The organism is Algoriphagus vanfongensis DSM 17529, assembly GCF_000429465.1.
Taxonomy (GTDB): Bacteria; Bacteroidota; Bacteroidia; order Cytophagales; family Cyclobacteriaceae; genus Algoriphagus; species Algoriphagus vanfongensis.
The window spans coordinates 131,229-151,472 of the sequence record NZ_KE386906.1 but is presented as its reverse complement, the minus strand read 5'-3'; the positions used below and the strand labels follow the sequence as shown (position 1 = coordinate 151,472).

Here is a 20,244-nt window from a genome sequence, read left to right as displayed (position 1 = left end):
TTTCAGTTTAAGTTAGTTGGAAAATATTTTTGCCTCTGGCTATAAATGCATCTTTGACCTCTTCGGATTCAAAAGGCGCTTGATTCTCTCCTATTTTGAATAGGATGGTACTTGGAATAGCTACAAAAAGACACATCAAATCCAAGAAAGTCAGCTTGTCGCCTTCGGAAAACTCCTCGTAAATAGGAGAGATAATAGGAACATTCCATGGCTGTGTGAGCCCTATAAATGCCACTTCTACCAAAGATTCCAATGAACGGAGAATGACATCCATCAATTGCTTGAGAATAAACAATCCAGAACCGGCCAGTTTCTCCATGGCTATTTTCAGAAACTCACCAAAGGATAGTTTGCCATGGATAACATTCGAAAACTCATCCGCAACAATTTTAAGCTCCTCCAGTAATCCTTTGCCTGTTTCTTGAACAATAGGGATCAGATCAGCCATCAAACTCTCGAATACATCTGACAACTCTGTTGGCATCTTTTTTCCTTCTCCTTTTGTTTTTCCATTATCCAAGTATTGCTTTTTAGAATTGAGCCAATTGGACCGGGGGTCGGGGCTGGATTCTTTCGGGGATTCGGATACATTGACTGAGGCAATGTCTTTTGGAATAGAAACTAACTCAGGGGAAAACTTCTCTATTTCCTTTTCCAAGGTAGCATCGATGAATTTTCTAATATTCACCAATTCTCCCCTGAGATTGACTATTGCATTTTCGACAAAGCCTTTATAAGCTCTTTTAGTCTCTAGGATCGCATGCCAATCAAAAAGGAATGCCAAGAAATCAAACAAATCCTTGAAAAAGACCCCAATGGCTTCAAATACTCGCTGGATGAAACTGCCAATTTCGCGGAGCGTCTTGACGATCCAGTTGAAAACCTGCTCACCTATTTTGATGATAAACTTGAATCCATCGGCAACTTTCTCCATCACAAATTCAAAAGCCTCTTTGGCTTTGCTCCACACGGTATGAAGAAAATCTCCCAAACTATGTCCGGCATGTACGAAAAATGACTCTACAGTCGGTGCAGAGACACCGGCGGAGACCGCTCCCTGAACTCTAAATGAGGAAGAATTCAAAACCGGAGCAGCTTTTTTATCCATAGAACTCCCAGCACTGATCATTTGAGAAATCCCAGCCTGCGCAGCCTGGACAGCATCTGGCTGCACTCCAGCAGGTACTAATGGCTTTCCTTTGGAGTTTTTGACATTCCCGAGACCATTCGCTTTTTCTATCTTATCCTGAAGTCGATCGAGTGCCTTTCCAGACAGATTGATCAATTCTTCTCCTTGTAGAAAATCTGCTGTGAGATGAATATTGGCTGCTCCAAGCTCTTCCACAGGGCAGATAATGGTAAACTCCGGTACCAGTCCCAAACTAATCTCGACCTGATGAGCTGGCCCCAAGTGATAACTTTGGCTATCCACATACACAAAAATGTTCGAATCAGCACTCAATGACACCTTTTGCCCCTGAAAGGACCGCAAGCTAGTAGCTGTACTAAATCGAACTTGAGCCGAATAACTAGCCACTTCTTTCAAACTATCCATATTTGACAGCGTCACCTTATTGGTATTCCACAGTGTCGTCACACTATCCTGCCAAAGTCGCGTCAACTCACTACCATATTCTGTACTGATGGCATAAAGTTGATTTCGGATGCCATTTCCCTTGGCACAACTAAACTGTGCCACACCTTCTACCATGAGCAAAGGGTTGGTCCATTGTCCCACCTGAAAGCCTTGGCTGCTTTGGTCAAAAAAGCGGTTGGTCTGATAAAAGAGTCCTTGCTTATCCATGGCCCATACTGTTCGCTCTTGATCATAGGACGCCACGCGGATTTTTTGGATTTGATCATAAGTACCCGGGAGAACAGCATGCTTACCATATTCTCCTTTTTCAGGGCCCTTATATTCATGCACCTGATTCCCTGCAGCATACAGCATATGATTCCCGGAGCTCGTCTCCAACAGAGCAAAACAGTTGAATGACTCCTCCGATTCAAATCGTACATCGTCTGTTTTCCCTGTTTCCTCATCTTCAAAAGACTGAAAAAGCATGGTTCTCTCTTGACCGATTTCATACAGAAAAAACACGCCACTAGACTTGGCATACGTACCAAGCTCAAACTGAACAATACGCTTGGCATGCTCAGGAAAGGTATAGGATACTGGCTTTAGGTCATTGAGATCTGCGAGGTAAAACAAAGCATCGCTCTTCTCAGCGGAAGTCCCAAAAAGCACATGTCGCGTACCTATTGAAACTTTGTCAATGGTTTCAGAAAAACTATCGGCATGGATTTTACGCCATTGGATGACCTGATCCAGCTGCTCAAAATCAGTATCTTTCACCACGAGTGCCTGAGATACCCACACTTGATTTCCTTCTACTTTTGCTAGCTGAAATGTTCCTTTTTTGGGATTGAATTCAAATTCATAGGATCTGACGGCATCCTCTGAGAGCGAAAAGGGAATCCAGCCGGACTCGGATCCTTCTTTTCTCAAAATAGCTTTGAGCATCTCCTGCTGATCCTGATAGAAGATCAATGACTGGTCTGGCCCAACCATGAAAGTCCGGATCTCCCTACTCCCTTCGATATTGGACTCCGGGAAGTAATTACTCATTAGTTCACTGGCAAAGCTGACACTTACCTGGTCTTCTTTGGATACGAATTTTACTTGTTCTTTTTCCATGATTCAAAGGGGTTTATTCGGTGACAGGTGCATAGGTGATATCATAGACTATCAAAGACTTATCTTCAATAGCTCTCAGGTTTTTGTAGGCATAGGTTTTTCCCAATGGAAGGATTACCTTATTGGTCTGATTAAGCACATCCAGCTCACGGAGCTTTTGAATTGATTCATTTTCCTTGGTGACATCCTTGTTGCCTAGGTCAATGGCGATCTGGTTGATAATACCCTCTACTATCAAGATCGGCCATGCCAGAACCAGCTTGAGAATATTGAGGAAAACCTTAAGTGCCCCCCCTTCAAAAAGGTAGACCGATTCATCAAAAGCAATTGTTGGAGGGTCCAAAGAGTTTTCAAGATCAAACCGCCCTTCCTTGCCATTTTTGATCAGAAATTTCATAGAACCGACCTTCCCCGGACCCTTCACGTCCTTGTAGCTATACTGACCGGAGGTAGAAAGGTCTATCTGTTTCAATTCTATCTCAACAAAGACCTTGGCGATCAAATGTACCTTGATGCTCACATGAAACTCATACTCTACTTCTAATCCCTGATCTACATTTTTCAGAGGTTTTCTTACTAATGTATAAGTAGTATCGATCTTGTCATCTCCCAGTTCCCCACCTGACATGTGAGATTTGGCTACCATCGTAGGTTTCCCATCTTTCACTTGAAAACCATCCGACTCTATGCTTACATCTTTTTTTTCCTTGAACACACTGACCACATATGCATCCAATGAGTCTATATACTGGTCAAAATGTCCTCTATCAATTGCAAAAACTCCATCTGTAGTAGAACTCGTATCCTTACCCAGCTCGATCACACTAGCCGGCATAATCCCAGCCGTCGGTCCAGTAGGAGCGTCTTCCTTGTTGAGCATCATCAGAAAATTCAAAGCGCTAAATTGTCCTTTGATAGGCTTGGAGGTATTTTGCTTGCTACTGTAGCTAGATGAAAAAGCCAAAGAAGTAGGCTGAAACATCGCCTCACTACTTTTGACATCTGGCTGAGTGACACCGTAGCCCAAAACATAGGGATTCTCTGCTCCCTTTAGCATCAAATTAAAGTAGCTCTCCACTGCTATCTGAAGCGGAAGAGTGGCATCCTCTGGAAACTTGCTCCTGTTTTTGTCAAAATCAGAAATGTTGGCGTTTTCAAGATTTAGAAACAGGCTCTCAATTCGAAAATCAGCTTCCGACAAACCGGAATTTCGGATCAACGAATCCATTGCCTCATCAGCCTCCATTACCATCTGATCTTTGTTTATCTTGATCCGACCGATAGGAGTAGTAAAGGCATAGACGCTACCGGACAGGTCAAATACCTTGACAGCTGAGGTGGACTCAGGGCGATAGTATAGTTTGCCATCCTCAAATGACAAATTGAAATACAAGTTGCGGGGATCCTTGTCGATAATCTCAATGCTGGGAGCCTTGAGATCGGCATCCCAGGCATAGTCAAAATTGAGCCCTTCAGTCTTGATCGTGTTCATTAGCTGTCCAAAAGCAGCCCAATCCTCCGATTTTTTGGCTTCTTCTACATCATGTTGCAGTGCTATCCAACGATCGATTTTGGACTTCAACTCATCATCGGCCCCTGCCAAATGGAACGGCTTTTCACCTTCCTTTGGATTCAGGACATTTCCTACCAAAGCGAACCATTTATCTTGGATAAAGTCGTTTTGGTAGAGTTTTTTAAACTGATAATTGATCGTCGTCTGGGAAAGACCCAGTACCATGTCAAAACCAGCCAAATTGGGATTCTCTTTCATGAGATTTTAGGTTTGGATCCCAAATACCCTCATTTAAAAATATGATCAGCAGGCAAAGTGCTTTTGTGAAAAGTATCCAATAAAAACTTAGTCAACTGAAATTAAACGGCCTGAAAACCAAATAGAAACATCAAACGGGGTATTGAGAAAAATGAAACAAAGAATTAATAGATTAAAAGTAGATGCTTTGCAAATGAAAGTAAATACGTGTAAACACGTATATTTCAGTAAGTTACAATCACAACTAAATAACAGTCAATGAGATACTGTAAAGTGCACATCATCCCAAATCCACAAAAAATCCAAGTCACTATTGCCTGACTGAAAAAGTGTTTCATTTAAACTATTACTCTTTGGTCACAGCCTGCACCAAGTTAGTCCAGTCTCCTTCCAGCGCCTCTTGGATCCACATATTCCATTTTTCCTGCATGTCCCGATTTATACCATTGCCACATTGCTGATCGTAGGCTTCCTGGATTTTGTTCATTTCCCTATAGGAGTCAAAAAAAACTTCGTTCAGTTTAGCTTGAAAATTAGCCGGAGTTTATCACAAAGAAGTGTTAAGCGACCCTTGATTCAGAATAAAGATCATAGGCTGCTACAAGCGCCTGCGGCTCAGGTGAATCACCATACTTGGAATAGGCTGCCATATCAGAGCGATTTTCTACATACACCGGACTGTAGCTTCCCTCCATGTCATCCCAAATAATCAATAGATAGGCAAAAGAAATTTTACTGTTTCTACCGGCTTCCAACCAAGATTCAAAAGTGGATTCCTCCAGCGCTTTGGGGAAATCAGAACTGTCAAACATCATATCCCAAAGTTGGGCATTTTCAAATAAAAAACCTCCTTCGGGAAGGAAGGAGGTTTTTTATTTTAAGGGTAAGGTTGTGCTTAATAGTAGCGCACTTCGCAGTCAGGATTAGTTTCTTTGAATCTATCCACAGTACGGCTAGAAAGCCTTGTATTGAAGCAGCTTAATTTTTCTAATCCGCTCAGCCCCTCTATCGGTCTCAGAGATCGGAGGTTGGTACTAGCCACATCTAGTTCTTTGAGATTATGGAGACCTTCAAGACCTTTCAAAACCCGGAGATTGGTGCCTGAAATATTCAAAACTCGCAAATCCGTCAATGAAGCCAACGGCTGTAGATCCTCTATCCCAGTATTAGAGATATCCAAAGTTTCCAGCTTGAACAAACTAGACACAGGAAGGAAATCAGATATTGGCGCTTGGGACAATTGAAGAGAGGTCAGAAGACTCAATTCAGAAATCGGTGAAATATCCTGAATAGGAGCATCAAATACTTTTAATGATCTCAAATTGGCAAAAACAGTCAACGGTCTAATGTCTTGAACTGACACTCTATTCAGCTCCATTGTAGACTTACCTGTCAAATCATGAAGTTGCTCTGTGCTTGGTTCTTCAGGCATTTTAAACTCCCTTCTAAACACTTCTTTCCAGTTGGTCGGAAGTTCGTTCCACCAAAGCTGCAAAGCCTCTGTCCGATAGATCAATGTCAATTCGGGCTTTTTGATCAATACTTCTGGTACCTCCTCGGCAAAAATGGCACTACTGTCGACATTGAGGTAGGCCAGATTAGGAAGGCTCAATACGGGAAGTATACTTTCTATCGGACTTCCTTCAAAATTAACTTTCTGGAGTGCTTCATTATTGCGTATAGCGGAAAGATCTCGAACTTCTGTATCTATCCCAGTGATTTGCTCAAGTGTTTTGACTTCACTCAATGGCAGCAAGTCAGAAATAGGATTTCCGGAAAAGTCCACTGATTTCAATTTCGCAAATCGAGTCAAGGGATTAAGTGTCTCGATTCCTGAATTGGAAAGATCGAGTTTCTCCAATCCGATAGTAGTCGTCAAGACCTCCACATTCGGTTGATCATTTCTGATCTGCGAATTCGCTTTTTTCAAACTCTCCTTCCATGGGTCGGATAGTCCAGCCCACCAAGATTCCAAGTCCTTGACATGGTGAATCAACAGTACATCAGGATTATTTCGAATAAAATTATCCGCTGCAGAGACAGACAAACCAGTCTGATCCGCCAAGACTTTCTCAAGGTTTGGTTTGGCATTCAGTACTGAAATATCAGCAATTTCCGTCTGTGTCAAATCTACGATTTCGAGATTCTCCAACTTATTCAGCGGAGTCAAATCCTGGATATTGGTCTGGGACAAATTAAGATATCTGAGAGACTCCAACTCTCCCAAGCTGGTGAAATTGATCAAATAATTTCTACTCAGATCCAATCGCTCAAGCCTATTGAGTTCCTTGATATTTTCTGCATTATTAAAGCCACTCTCCGCCAACTCTAAAGATCTCAAACTGTCAAACTCATTCAACACAGCAAAGCTCATGATCGGAGTTTTTTCAGCTTTCAGAGACATCAGGGATTTTAGATTTCTCAGCTCACTGATATCCTGAATTTGGGTATTGGAAATATTGAGCTCTTTTAGCCTATCTGAATATTTGATAAACTGGATATCCGAAGTCGGGGTATTGGACACGTCAAGGTATTGCAGGAAGGTCACATTAGAGATCGGACCCAAAGCTGTGATCTGCGTATTGCTGAGATCTACAAATTTGAGTTCGCGAAGCGCTTGCAAAGGACTCAGATCCAACAGTGAATCGGTGCCAGAAATATCCAGTGAATCAATCGAAACGAAACGGTACAGTTGCTCCACATCGACGGAGTCATACGGACTCACATCAAATCTTTGTTGGAAATAGGCTTTCCAATGAGGATTCAAGATTTCCCACCATTCCAATAGCTCTTCATCTCTGCTGAGCTTGGTAGTATACATGCTGACGATCTTGAGCTCTTGACTTTTTTCCAAAAGATTGACCTCTACAAATCGTGGTTTTGTATTCGTTACCTTTTTGCCATCCTTGCCGGTAGCATCTAGCGTACGATCCAGCGAAACCATGAAGTATACTTCTCCATTGTCCTTTTGGGCGGGTTTTACTTCTCTTACTTTAAATTTGAAATTGACATCCTGAAAGAAAAATTCAATGTCTTTCATGTATGCCGTGACGTCTTTATTCGTCACTACTTTGCGATCCAAGAGCAAATCATCTTCTACCTGCACCTCGGCATCTCTGAATATCTTCAGGTAGCTCTCACGGATGATCACATCCTTGTCTCTAGCAGAGGTCTGGGATGAGCCCACCGTATTGAGCAGGTATTCCAGGAAGCGGACTTGATCCTCTACCTTGGAAGAAAAGTCTTTAATCTCCTCTTTGGTGTAGCCCTTGATACTCTGAGAATATGCAATAGGACCGGCCAAAAAGATAATCAACAGCAATAGGAAATGTCTCTTACTTCTGATCATAAATGTATTTTTCAATGGCTTTTTTATCTCCAGGATTTAATTTGACCAAGTTGGAAATCAACCAACCTGTATTGAAACCGGGACGATTGAATTGAGAAACTTCAAAATACCAGCCTTCCACTTGAAAGAAGTGAAACTTCACATCGTTTACCGTCAGGAATTTGAGATTTCCCTGTTTCATTTCGTAAAGAAAAATGGTCAGGTAATCTGGATGAAAGGTGCTGTTTGTGAATGATTCGGGCATCTTAGAATCTTGAAAGGCCCTTCTCAAATTCATAAATCCCAGCTCGTGGGATAGCGGATGGAGAAAATCTTTTTCGTCACCCACCGGTTTGTTGAATAAATTTTTGAATGGAGGAAAGCTTACCGCATCGATGACCCACTCATAGCCCAAGCCTTCTGGCTGGATCTTGAGGATAAGCGTAGCTTTCTCTCTTTTTCCCTTAAACATAAATTCGGCCTGAACCTCTGAATACCACCCTTCACGATGAAAATTGATATACTGAGGATACGAGTCTGAAAGTAATGACTGGGTAAATTGATTTTTTAAATCCGGAGAAATTGATCCTGTCTGATTATCAAAAAGTATCTGGACAAACCCCTTTCTAAGGGCCAGGTTGTGATAGAGTGAGTCACCTGGATAATATCGAGTATTGCCATCTGGAGACTCTTCTGCATTGAATCTTCTGAAAAATTGATTGAGTTGTTTGGTAGAAGCGGCCAATCGGCCGTCATCTTGGATTGTTCCGCCAGAGCCAATGCCCTGAGCGGAAACAATCGAAATGCTTGCGAATAAAATCGCAAAGGTAATTAAGGTAATTCTCATGCAGATGTTTCAGTCACACGCACATCACCCAGCATCACATCCCAGAATTCGATGGTTCTACCGGCGATTTGAGTTTGTTTTTTCTCTACGTAGATCGTGATATCTTTTTTGGTGGTGTCTTTGTAGTTCATTCCAGTCTCAATAGAAGTTCCTTCGAATCTCTGGAAGATGGTGATCACACCCACATATCTACCGTCAGGTTGTCTTTCCAAGTCAGAGATATACTGGATGTCATACCAAGTAATGTTGACACGGTCGTAGTTCAAAGCCATCAATCTTTCAAAGTATCTTCTCACTTTATAGTAAGCGATCTCGTTAGAGTTGATGCTAGATACGCCCATCTCAGCACCTGGAGCGAAAAGCTCCTCTGCACGATCCATCACGCGGTTGGCCTCAGAAAACTGAGTCTCTTTGCTACCGATGATAGCGATATATTTACTTAAGTCTTTTACTTTCTCAAGAGCCAAAGAATCGATTGCCTGCTTTCTAGCTGGGCTGATATCATCTGACTGGGCAAGAGCTACTACTGAACTTGCAAGAAAAAGGCCAAGAAATAGGATTAATTTATTTTTCATTTTCAAATGGTTTACTAGGGACAATTATTTTCTTCTCAATTCAAGTTCAGAAACCTTACCGTTGGCATCCAGACGGATGTCAGAGATATAGTTTAGGTTTTTCTTGGTGTCTTTGAGGTATTCCAGATACTTCCGGATAGTAGTAGGCTCGTCGTAGTCCTTGATGCCGTTTTCCTCATGGATCACGATCAATACTGGAGTGTCTTGATTGGAAAACATAGCCAAAGTCTGCTCGATAGATTGGTTAGCCATGGCGGTGTTACCGGCAGCAGCTACGGCATTGAAAGCACTTTCCAATTTCTGTGCAGCTAGCTCTTCGGCAGTAGGCTCAGGAGCAGCAGGTGGCGGAGTAGGTTGTGTCTGCTCCACGGGTGCAGGAGCTGGCTCTGGCTGAACAGCTTTTTTCTTGGACTTACAAGCACCCATGGCCATCAAAGCCACCATAGCAATCATCAAAGAGCGGTTGAGCGAAAATGAGATGAACTTTTCTTTCATTTTGGGGAATAGATTATGATTTATTTGGTTTTTGGAAAAACTTATTGGTTGATTTTTCCTTTTTTGAAATTTGGGACAAAGTAAATAAAAACCAATGATTAACCTGCAATGCATGTTCCAAAAGAAATTTTACTTCTGTCAATTTTTATTAAAAGCATATAAGCGGTATTTGCCAAATGCCTAGCATGAGGACAAGTGTGGAAAAAAGCCTGCTTTTGGGGCATTTTTTCTCAAATTTCAGATTTTTCGATTTACATACTGTGGGTGAATTTGATGGCTTCTACGCCAAGTGTCTGGAGAAGGTTTGAGGAATTTCATCAGTTTTGGAACTTTTTTCTCAAAAAATAATCCCTGCAACCGGACATCGAAAAATAGTCCTAAGTCATGAGGTTACCTTCTTTCCAAATACCGCCAAACTTCACTTAGAAATTATCCAAGTCATCCTTGAACACAGGGTGCTCAAAAGACCAAAAACAGAAAGGCCCACAAAAGTGAGCCTTTCAAATTTCTTTGATATTCGACAGGCAACAACCTCAAGTCAAAAGATATTTCTTTCTGATCCAATTCTTGAAAAACAGATAGGCAAAGCCCAACACCGCCATAAAGGCAAAAGCAGTGCGTGGCTCAGGATAGCCCTGCGGAAGGATAAAAAACCCAAAATTGATTGCGCCTTGCAATAAAGCATAGACTAAAGCGATGATCACGTGATCAATTTTCACTTGATTGACCAGAAACTGATATAAATGCGTACGATGGGGTTCGGTTAGCTTTTCTCTTTTTTGGATTCTTCTGACAAATGTCGCTGTCACATCGACTCCATAAATCAACAGGAACATAATAATTGTCCAGTTACCATCAGCCAAATACCATTTGGTTAAAAAATAAATCATGAGATAGGCAAGCGTGATACTTCCTATATCTCCTGCAAACATCAAAGCCTTCTTTCGCAGGTTGAATAGTAAAAACACGCAAATCGCCAAGACCTCGTAATGTAGGAGCTCGTCCTGAAAAAAGGGAGAATAAGTATTGACCACCATCAAACTCGCGAAAAACACCAAGCCATAAAGCCCTGTGATTCCATTGATCCCATCCATGAAATTGATGGCATTGATGATCCCTAGGCCAAAGAAATATAATATGGGTAGCTGATACCAATCCACCGTCTGAAAGACTTCAAGATCCCAAAATGCCATGGTCAGCGCCAAAAACTGAACTCCAAATCTCAATTTGGCAGAAAGCGTATAGATATCATCCAGCATACTAATCGACGATATCCACAGCATTCCGATGATCATCCAAGTATTCTGAAAGTCAAAAAACAGCCACCAGATAATGGCTGCTGCTGGAAATAAAATCCCTCCTCCCCTAATTGTCACCTGTCGATGAGAACTCCTCTCATTGGGCAGATCCCATACTCCGAATTTTCTGGCCAGTCGGTAATAAACCAAACCAATCAGCAGGAGAAATAGGAAAATGGATAAATAGGATAAGATCATGAAACGATTTTAAAATCAAGTAAGCAATCTTGATGAATAATTGTAAAGTTATTTCCTATGCTTAGGACTTTCTAAAATGCAATTAGAGATTTCCTAAAAAATAATCTTTTAAGTATAAGTTATTCTGGACTTCCATGTAAAGAAATCCAATTTTCAGCCTCCTTCCAGTCGTCTAAGGTGTCAATATTGACATAATTTTTAGGATCATTCTCTAAAAAAGTCATTTTTGATCCGTACAAAGAACCAGAGCGGATTATAGATGCCTTTGTCAAATACACACTTCCATCGCGATGATAGGCTTTTGGAAGTGCTTGTCTCCGTGGTATTATTTGTCCCTCTCCTGTTGATATAGCGAGATAACCATCCTTATTTTCTTCAAATGTCCAATGAGGATTATAAGTAGCTGGGACCTCCAATACTGAAACTAAGGAATCTGCATCCAAGTCAATGAATTTTTTTATAGCCTGATCCAAAAATGCTACGGTCCGAAAGGGAGATGTCACTTCCAAAAGACAAACTGCGTCATAGTCCTCTCCAATCGAAGAGTAATAATCCAGCGCATGCTGAACCACAGGCAAGGTAGGGGTAGTATCCAATGCCAGTTCAGCAGGCCGTGTAAATGGCACTTCAAGTCCGGAAGCACTACCAACTTTTGCGATTGCTTCATCATCGGTACTCAGAGCTACTTTGGAAATCAAAGACGACTGTTTCGCAATTTTCGCGGTGTAATCAAGTAATGGCCTACCGGCCAATTCTTTAATATTTTTCCCAGGAACTCCTTTCGATCCTCCCCTGGCAGGGATCAAAGCAAGTATTCTCATTAAAATCTAAGTATAAAACTAATAACCAACTACTTAAAACTATCTAATCAAAATAAATACTCCTGATTTTTCAAATTTCTCTCCAGATCGGCTTGTGAATTTAGCTCGATAGATATAGTTGCCATTTGGTGCTGAAGTTCCTTTTACGGTACCATCCCAGCCTTGATCTTCCAAGGTGTCGGCATGATAGATCAATTCTCCCCAAGTATTGAAAATAAATACTTCCATTTGCGCAATCCCTCTATGCTGAGGTCTAAAAGTTTGATTTTTCACTCCGTCTGGAGTAAACGCGTTTGGAAACATTACCATGTAATCATCAAAAACCTGAACCACCATTTCGAAAGTAGAAACACATCCAATCGAATCGATCACCTGTAATGAAACAGTATAGATACCTTTGGATTGATACTGGTGTATAGGATGCTGCTCAGAAGAAGTAGAGCCATCTCCGAAATCCCAATTCCAGATTACTGCATCTCCAAGACTCAAATCCTCGAATTGAACATCTTCTTGGATCTGAATATCGCCGTTGGTGATCAATGTACCATCGCCTAGATCGACTTCAAACTGAAACTCAGCCTCAAGTAAGGTCTCGGCAATTAAAACTCTGATTCTTTGTGGTTGATTCCAGCAATCGGACCCTTTGGCGGAACTGCTAACTCGATAATCCCCTGAAATCGCCACATGATCCAATTCGTCCAATCGCATGGCAGTTCCAGATGGGCTTAATACATTATAGTCATAGATAGAAGGATTGAACCCTTCGATATAATCAGTCAAATCAACAGTACCTCCTGGATCACAAACAACAGATGGATTTGAAACTCTTAAGATAGGTATCTCATAGACTGACACCTCAACCTCTTCTGGAACGATGTTGCAGATACCATTGCCACTAGCAGTTACATAGTAGGTGGTAGGTGAATTGTCGGCTGTTAGCCCTTGAATAGATAAAACTCCATTGGAAGCTATCGTGTAGGTAACCCCATTGGAAGTACCATTAGAAATCGGATTATTACCTGCAGCATCAAATGACCATGAAAAAGCAGGATTAGTGATATTTTGAGGCAAGGACGGAGTTATCTGTGCTGTTTCTCCTTCACAAATCGAATCATCAGGCGCGGTGATCACAGTAGGGACCTCCACCAACTCAATTGGACTTGGAAGCGCAATCACACATCCCTCACCATCTTCTATTTGGAGTTCATATTCACCTTCTCCTAATCCGGGGATGGAAATTTGCCCAGAGTTTGCCAAAGGAACAGTTCCCTGATCAATTCCATTTTTGGTGTAAGAAATGACATAAGGCTCATATCCGCCTGAAACGATGAATCTAACTTCACCATTGGATTGATCACAAGTTGGGTTATCAGACTCTACAGCGGATACTTCTAAGGCCGCTGAAGGACCTGTGACTTGGATATCTGAAATCACAAAAGAACATCCCTCGGCGGTCATGACTTCCACTTGATAGGTGCCCGTGGCGACGTCAAATACATTTTCAGTAACAAATCCAGCCCCATTCAAACTGTACGTGTAATTACCTGAGCCTCCAGTGGCATTGACAGTAATTTGGCCACCATCTCCAAAACAAACCTCATTTACAACAGTCGCAGTTGCTGAAGGTGTGCCAAAGACTCTTACCTCAGCTTCTCCTATAAAACCAGGACAAACACTGGATCCAGATGCTGTCACATAATAGATGTATGGTGTGCCACTTTCTGGAAGATTGCTGATCGTTAATTCACCAGTGGTTGAATTTATTTGATAAATCTTCCCGTCTGCAGCAGGAGAAGCACTACTGGTGATGGGCTGAGAAAGTGAAGAATCAAAATACCATTGGAAGGTGGCATCGGGTGCTACAGGATCCAGCACAGGAGTCAATGTTGCTATGGCCCCTACACAGATTTCGTCCTCCTCTATCAATATTTGGGTAGGCCCATCTACAAGTGTAACAGTATTGGTCGTCACAAAGCAACCTCCTGCATCTGTAATGATGATTTGGTAATCTCCAATGGAATAGCCATTGAGACTGATATCGTTTTCACTTACTGTCTGGCTTTCCAAAAGTGTCCCATCTTTGATTACTTCGAGAGTATATGGTACCCAACCGCCAGTAACAGTCAATTCTAGCTTCCCATTGCTTGCTCCACAACCGGGATCTATTTTAGTCAGTGGAGAGCTAGCCAGCGGATCATCAGGACCTTCGATTTCAAAATCAATCATTTGTGCACATCCTGCTGGTGTGCTGATGATTAATTGATAGCTTCCCGCAGCCAAATTCAAGGCTTCAAAATTAGATTGATCCATGGAAGCTCCACCATCCAGACTATAGGTGTATGTGGCCATTCCTCCGGAAAGAACCATTGCTTTACCATCCGTATCCCCAAAACAAGTAATGGCTTCTGTATCCAAGACCACTTGAGGTGTATCATACACAGTTATGTCAATTTGGATTTCCTGCCCAGTACATACCACATAGAAATAGTAATCATAAGTTCCTGCAGGTAAACCTTCGACTATCAATTCAGGATTCAGCCAATCAGAATCATCGATGGTGTAACTAATAGATGGATTGGATGGATCTGGACCGTTCTGAATCTCATCCGTTTGTCCGGGACCAGCAAACCATCTCACCTCCGTGGCTGCGGCAGGTGGAAGTGATGGATCTGGGGCAATATGAACGGGTCTGATTTCCACCGGAGTCCCCATACAAGCATCTATAGGCGGTATGATTGCATAAACAGGATCTGAGGATTCCTCTACCAAGAAATCGAACACTTCCGTACAATTGCTGGCATCAGTTACAAGCAAGTAATAGGTATCCGGAGCCAAATCCATTGCTCCATTTTCATCACCTGCAACCACCGTACCTGTGGCACTCCCCTTTCTCCATTCTACAGAATAGGCAGGTGTACCACCAGATATCACCAAATCCTCAATACTTCCATTGTCCAGGTCACAAGAACTTCTGATGATGGTCGGAGAATTGATAGAAATGGCTGAAGTCGGCCCTCCAATTGTAACATCTTCGGAGTAAGTACATCCGATATCATTTCTAACTGAAATAGAATAAGTCCCTTGAGGCAGATCTGTCCATGCATTGGTGGCTGAAAAAGCAGCTCCATTTAAGCTATATTCATAGATTCCATTTCCCCCAACTCCATTTGCGGTGATACTGCCATCTTCTGCTTGGAAACATGTTTCATCTGTCAAATCTATCGTGGCTGTTAGTTCAGGATAAACTTCCACACCTGCCTGCTCCACAGAAGTACAAATACCTGCTCCAGAGATCTCCAAATAGAAATCATGGCTTCCTGCCAATAGTCCACTGACAGTCAGATTGCCATTTACAATCTGATAGGTTAATCCATCCACATCTGGATCAGGACTAGAAGTGATCGGTTCGCTCAGTTCCGAATCTTTAAACCACTTAAGTGTCGGAGTAGTTGGTGGTGGACTTTGGAAAACAAGCTCCAACAATACATCCTGTCCTTCGCATATCTCTTCAGCAATCGGATTTATACTGACATCTATCCCGGCATCATTGACCAGGGAAAACAAATCATCTCTTGTCAAGATACATCCATTTGCATCCACCATCGCAACGGAATAGGTACCAGGAGCCAGATTTTTCACCTCATAGGTGTCTCCCGTTTTACTATTGACAGGGAAATCTTCTATCGGTGTTCCGTTCACTGTCACTTGATAATCTGGAGTACCTCCAACTAGATCAAATGAGATCGAACCATTGTCATCCCCACAGGTAGGATCGATTTGAGATTCGTTGAGCAACTGAAGCTCTGAAGGTTGTAATACCTCCACGGTAAATTGATTGCTACATGGCGCTCCATTTTCTTGGGCCGTGATGGTATAAATTCCTGCTGCCAAGCCTGTGAAATTACCTGTAGCATTACTGGCACCAGTTTCCATAACCGAATAGGTCATATTTGCGGATGGGTCACTGGAGATCAGATTAATTCCTCCATCATTTCCTCCAAAACAGCTGACAGAATCTTGCTCGAAAACAACTTCAGGCAATTTCAAAACTGTAACCACAGCTGGAATAGGATCTGCCGGGCAAACTAAGTTTCCAGAAACTTTCAGATAATAGGTATAAGGTGAACCTGAATTTAGCAAACCTGCAATTTGAAGGTCGTTACCTACTAAGGTGTGGGTTGCACCATTGATATTGTCATTATTGGCAATATCGATATAGGAACCTGGATTGCTCGGATCTTCATAGGACCAGACGAACACAGGAGTAGAACCAGCCTGATCTACAATAATTGGTGATAAAGTGGCCGAAGCTTCATTTTCGCAGATAGTCACATCCGCCACATCGAATACCGGGATCGCTTGAGCTGTGAAGGTCTCGGTCAAATCCATCGGACAGGAGTTTGCATCCTGAACTGTAATCACATGATCACCTGGAGAAAGATTTAGGATCGAAAAGTCATTGGTTCCATTTACCTCCCAATCCGTTCCCAATGAAGATACTGGGCTTCCGTCAAGACTAATTTCATAGCTACCGCTTCCATCTGGAGTTCCTCCCGAAACCGCAAATGTCCAAATACCATTAGCCTCTCCACAGGTAGGTTCTATTTTATCTGTAGTTTGAATTAAAATTTCGGTAGGCTCGGTAATTTCCAAGTCATCGATTGTCGTGGCACATCCCTCTGCATTTTGCATCGTAAGGGAATAAATGCCAGGAATCAAATTATCAAACAAGCCATTGTTTGCCGCAAAAGGAATATTTACCCCATTGTCACCAGAAAGGCTAAATTCAAAATCAGTCAAATTTCCTGATGGAATGACAGCTTGAATGACACCATCTCCAGCACCAAAACAAGTGACCATGTCTGAAGTTGGAGGACTCATCTCTGGCCCAAAATTCACAATAACATCAACTGGTATAAAACCTTGGTCACAAACTTTGGAACCGGTCACTTCCAAATAATAAGTGTACGGTGTAGCAGAAGCAGCAAGTCCCGAAACTGACATGGAATTCGTCGCGGCATCAAAAGTAAAAGCCCCTCCGTCAAAAGTTGAAGATGTTGTAATCGGTAGATAACCTCCCGCTCCGTCTGACGCAAACCAATTGAAAGTTGGAGCAGAAGTTGATAATTCAATTATTTCTGCCTGTACGGTAGCCGTTTGGCCCTCACAGACTTCATCCGGTATCGTTCCAAATTCAGAAGGAATTTCATAAGGAACATCTATAGAAATACTGATCGGACAATTCTGGCCGTCCAACACCTCGATGGTGTAGGTTCCTCCAGCTAAATCTTCTACTAGATAATTATCCCCGGTCTGAGTTATGCTCAAGGTATTGACATCTACCCCTCCTACTAGAATAGAATTGTATGGAGTATTTCCACCTGAAAGTGAAAAGGTTAAAGATCCATTTTGAAGGTCACAGAATTCCTCTGATTTGGAAACCTCTGTAAGAGCCAATGGAATTTCAGGTCCCTCAACGGTGATTGGACTTAGTAAATTGGTACAGGTTGGGTTTTGAGTGACAACCTCTACTTCATAATCACCTGGGTAAAGGCCAGTGAAAGTAAAACTAGTTCCATTTATCGCACCACTTTGTTGAATCGGATTTGTATTCCCTACTTCATACAAATAAAATTCCTTGGCACCTGTTCCTCCGATCGCAGTCACCTCTATAGTACCGATATTTTCGCGACACCAATCTGGAGTTTCAACTATCTGTATGTTGATAGCTGGATGAACGGTAATGGTTGCTACAGTTGAAACTGTCCCATCATATTGACAAAAGTTACCTGAATTACTCCCACTATTGTCCCGGAAATCAGTTTCTACATAGAAAGAGTAGGTTTTCGGATTAGTACCATCAGCTAATAATCCAGTGATGGTGATAGTACCATCAGCTGCAACCTCAACATCTACAGGGGCTCCATCTATGGTTGTAGATCCGGTAACCAATTCTTGTGACCTGTTCTCGTCTGCATACCACTTAAATGGAACAGGAAGACCATTTGGGTTATAAACAGGATCTATTGAAGGGGAAACCACTGCATCATTTAGCTCACAAATCGTATCCTCATAGGGTTGCAAATCCACAGGGGTCCCCATTTGCTGGGTCAATTCGTGCAGATTAAATTCCGCATCACAAGGATCAGAAGATGGAACCTCATCAAAGTCATCAGAGCATTGGTCGCCTAATCCTGCCACATTTGGATTGGTTACTCTCACTCTGTATGCCGCCAAATTAAGTCCCGTAAGATCAAAAGTTGCTGTCCAAAAACCATTTGCTTGTTGAGACTCAGAGACCAAAGTAAACGGAATTACATTATTTGCGTCATCCAAGAATTCAACTTGATATTTACCTGGTTCAGCCAAATCGGTAAGAACAACTCCTGTAATAGAACCATCTCCCTGACCGTCACAAGTCACATCTGTTTTGGTTCCAATACTTTGAATTTTAGGAACAGGATTGATTGTTATTGAAATAGGAACACCATCTGATTCAAGCCCAAAATTGTCCACAATCTTGTACCAAGCTGTAACGGTGCCATAGAAACTCATGTCCGTTCTTACATAGCGAATCACTGCTTGATTAAATTCACCAACGGCAACTTCATCGCTCAATTCGCCAATAAACTCTCCAACTTTATTTCCGGTTAGAGGATCAATTGCGTCTAATCTTTTGAAGGTTTCATTACAACGCTGTGCGCAATAGCCAGATAGCCCGCACTCATAAGTATCTGTAGCAAAATTATTATCACCTGGCCCCGGATCAGTATCATAAAGCTGAATACACTGAATAAAAGCATTGGAAGATGAAGGCAATTCTACACAAAATGGAAGCTCAACTTCTTGCTGATCTTCCACACAAATCTCCCTAAATAAAGAAGGGGGCAAAGGCTTTGCTTGATCTTCAATACTAGATACCTGAACTGCTACATTTCTAATTTCCTGAGTGCTAAAAAACCCACCACCGGTAGAGGCTGTAAAACCAACTTTCAGGGTGGCTGGAGCAGGCTTATTAGTATAAGGCACACCATTAAAGATATTAACAGGTACTGGATTACTTCCCACCAACATATCTAATGAAATGAGGTAAGGAGACATTGGATTACCTGTTGGTTCAAGGTTTATAAAAACCTTTCTATATCCATCTGGTAAAGGAAAAGAGCAATTCAAATCCTCAGGACGTAAACCTGACCCAATTTTAAACATATCACTCATTCCCAGAAATTTGGTAGGATTTGTGACATATAAATTTCCAGAACCATTTACAACTCTATATTCGGTCCCACCATAATGGGAATATGCTCCAGGAGTAGGATCAAAATAAGTAATCTTACCTTCCACAAACTGATAGCTATCCAAAGCGATATTAGTAGCATCAGCCGTGGGGCTGCCATTTCTTCTAGATACATCAGCAGAATTTAATGGACCTCTAATTGTAATCCCATCAGGATACATTTGTCTTGTCAATGGAGGGCTGGTGTAATTAAATTGGTTTGGATCATGAAATCCACCATATTTTTTCTCGTGATAATTACCATGATTTCCTAAGACGTCGAAGCCAATCCCCATGTATCCTCCCGTAATTCCACTTGTACTGTATGTACCAGCGCCATCACTACCATGAGGAGCATAACCCAATGATCCTCCGACTCCACCGATCTGAAAAGTACTCGAAGTTATAGCTCCATCAATCAAGAAAAAGCCAATTCCATCTCCCAACCCATTACCACCTGGTGTATGAATAAAATATTCAAAAGATGCCTTAATTCCATACTCAGAAGAAAATGGCAAATCAATTAAGACATATCCCCTACGATTAGAAACTGTAGAAGTAAGTTGAAGTGCATTGCCTGTTAGGATCAAATCTTCATCTGGAGACACTTGACCGGTCCCATAATCTATAACTGTATTACCTCGTGCAATTGTAAAAGGCAATGAATTGGGGTTCACCGTGGTGCCAGTAAATGGCTGACAGTATGGGAATCCGGCTCTAGGAACCGTGACTTGTCCAAAAACAAAAAATGGCAAGGCCAATAGCATTGCCATTCCAAGAAGTGCCTTCACTACTTGGTTACTTTGAGAAATTAGTCGGGTAATTCTTTTCTTCATGCAATCCTTCAGCTCCACTTAATCCATCCCTAGTAGGGATAAAAGAGAAAAGCCTCATATATCGTACCCAATTTAAAACATGCCGAGCAAATGAGACAAAA

Annotated in this window: 11 protein-coding genes; all 11 read right to left on the bottom strand. The window is 41.9% G+C overall.

Annotation, left to right across the window (positions count from 1 at the left end; genetic code table 11):
• Positions 1-7: 7 nt before the first annotated feature.
• Positions 8-2,698 (bottom strand): phage tail family protein, encoded by a 2,691-nt coding sequence (locus G460_RS0119550; protein WP_026956925.1) that lies wholly within the window; start codon positions 2,696-2,698, stop codon positions 8-10.
• Positions 2,699-2,711: 13 nt separating this feature from the next.
• The gene (locus G460_RS0119545) at positions 2,712-4,469 is read right to left on the bottom strand and encodes a hypothetical protein (protein WP_026956924.1); all 1,758 of its coding nucleotides are present in this window, start codon (positions 4,467-4,469) and stop codon (positions 2,712-2,714) included.
• A 346-nt stretch (positions 4,470-4,815) separates the two neighbouring features.
• The gene (locus G460_RS23245; RefSeq protein ID WP_157366979.1) at positions 4,816-4,956 is read right to left on the bottom strand and encodes a hypothetical protein; all 141 of its coding nucleotides are present in this window, start codon (positions 4,954-4,956) and stop codon (positions 4,816-4,818) included.
• A gap of 73 nt (positions 4,957-5,029) precedes the next feature.
• Positions 5,030-5,284: a hypothetical protein gene (locus G460_RS0119535; protein ID WP_342667620.1), complete on the bottom strand. Its 255-nt coding sequence runs from the start codon at positions 5,282-5,284 to the stop codon at positions 5,030-5,032.
• A gap of 80 nt (positions 5,285-5,364) precedes the next feature.
• Positions 5,365-7,818, bottom strand: coding sequence for a leucine-rich repeat domain-containing protein (locus G460_RS0119530; protein ID WP_026956922.1), 2,454 nt, complete (start codon positions 7,816-7,818; stop codon positions 5,365-5,367).
• A complete protein-coding gene (locus G460_RS0119525; RefSeq protein WP_026956921.1) occupies positions 7,805-8,644 on the bottom strand; it encodes a hypothetical protein in 840 nt (279 codons plus the stop codon). The genes G460_RS0119530 and G460_RS0119525 overlap by 14 nt, the downstream gene beginning before the upstream one ends.
• Positions 8,641-9,219, bottom strand: coding sequence for a hypothetical protein (locus G460_RS0119520; RefSeq protein WP_026956920.1), 579 nt, complete (start codon positions 9,217-9,219; stop codon positions 8,641-8,643). Before G460_RS0119520 ends, G460_RS0119525 begins: the two co-directional genes overlap by 4 nt.
• 24 nt (positions 9,220-9,243) lie before the next feature.
• The gene (locus G460_RS0119515; RefSeq protein ID WP_026956919.1) at positions 9,244-9,714 is read right to left on the bottom strand and encodes a hypothetical protein; all 471 of its coding nucleotides are present in this window, start codon (positions 9,712-9,714) and stop codon (positions 9,244-9,246) included.
• A gap of 533 nt (positions 9,715-10,247) precedes the next feature.
• On the bottom strand, positions 10,248-11,210 hold the full coding sequence (locus tag G460_RS0119505; protein WP_026956918.1) for an MraY family glycosyltransferase: 963 nt from the start codon (positions 11,208-11,210) through the stop codon (positions 10,248-10,250).
• 119 nt (positions 11,211-11,329) lie between these two features.
• Positions 11,330-12,031 carry an acylneuraminate cytidylyltransferase family protein gene (locus tag G460_RS0119500; protein WP_026956917.1) on the bottom strand — a complete coding sequence of 234 codons (702 nt, stop codon included), beginning with the start codon at positions 12,029-12,031 and terminating at the stop codon, positions 11,330-11,332.
• A 39-nt stretch (positions 12,032-12,070) separates the two neighbouring features.
• On the bottom strand, positions 12,071-20,143 hold the full coding sequence (locus tag G460_RS0119495; protein ID WP_157366978.1) for a PKD domain-containing protein: 8,073 nt from the start codon (positions 20,141-20,143) through the stop codon (positions 12,071-12,073).
• Positions 20,144-20,244 lie beyond the last annotated feature (101 nt).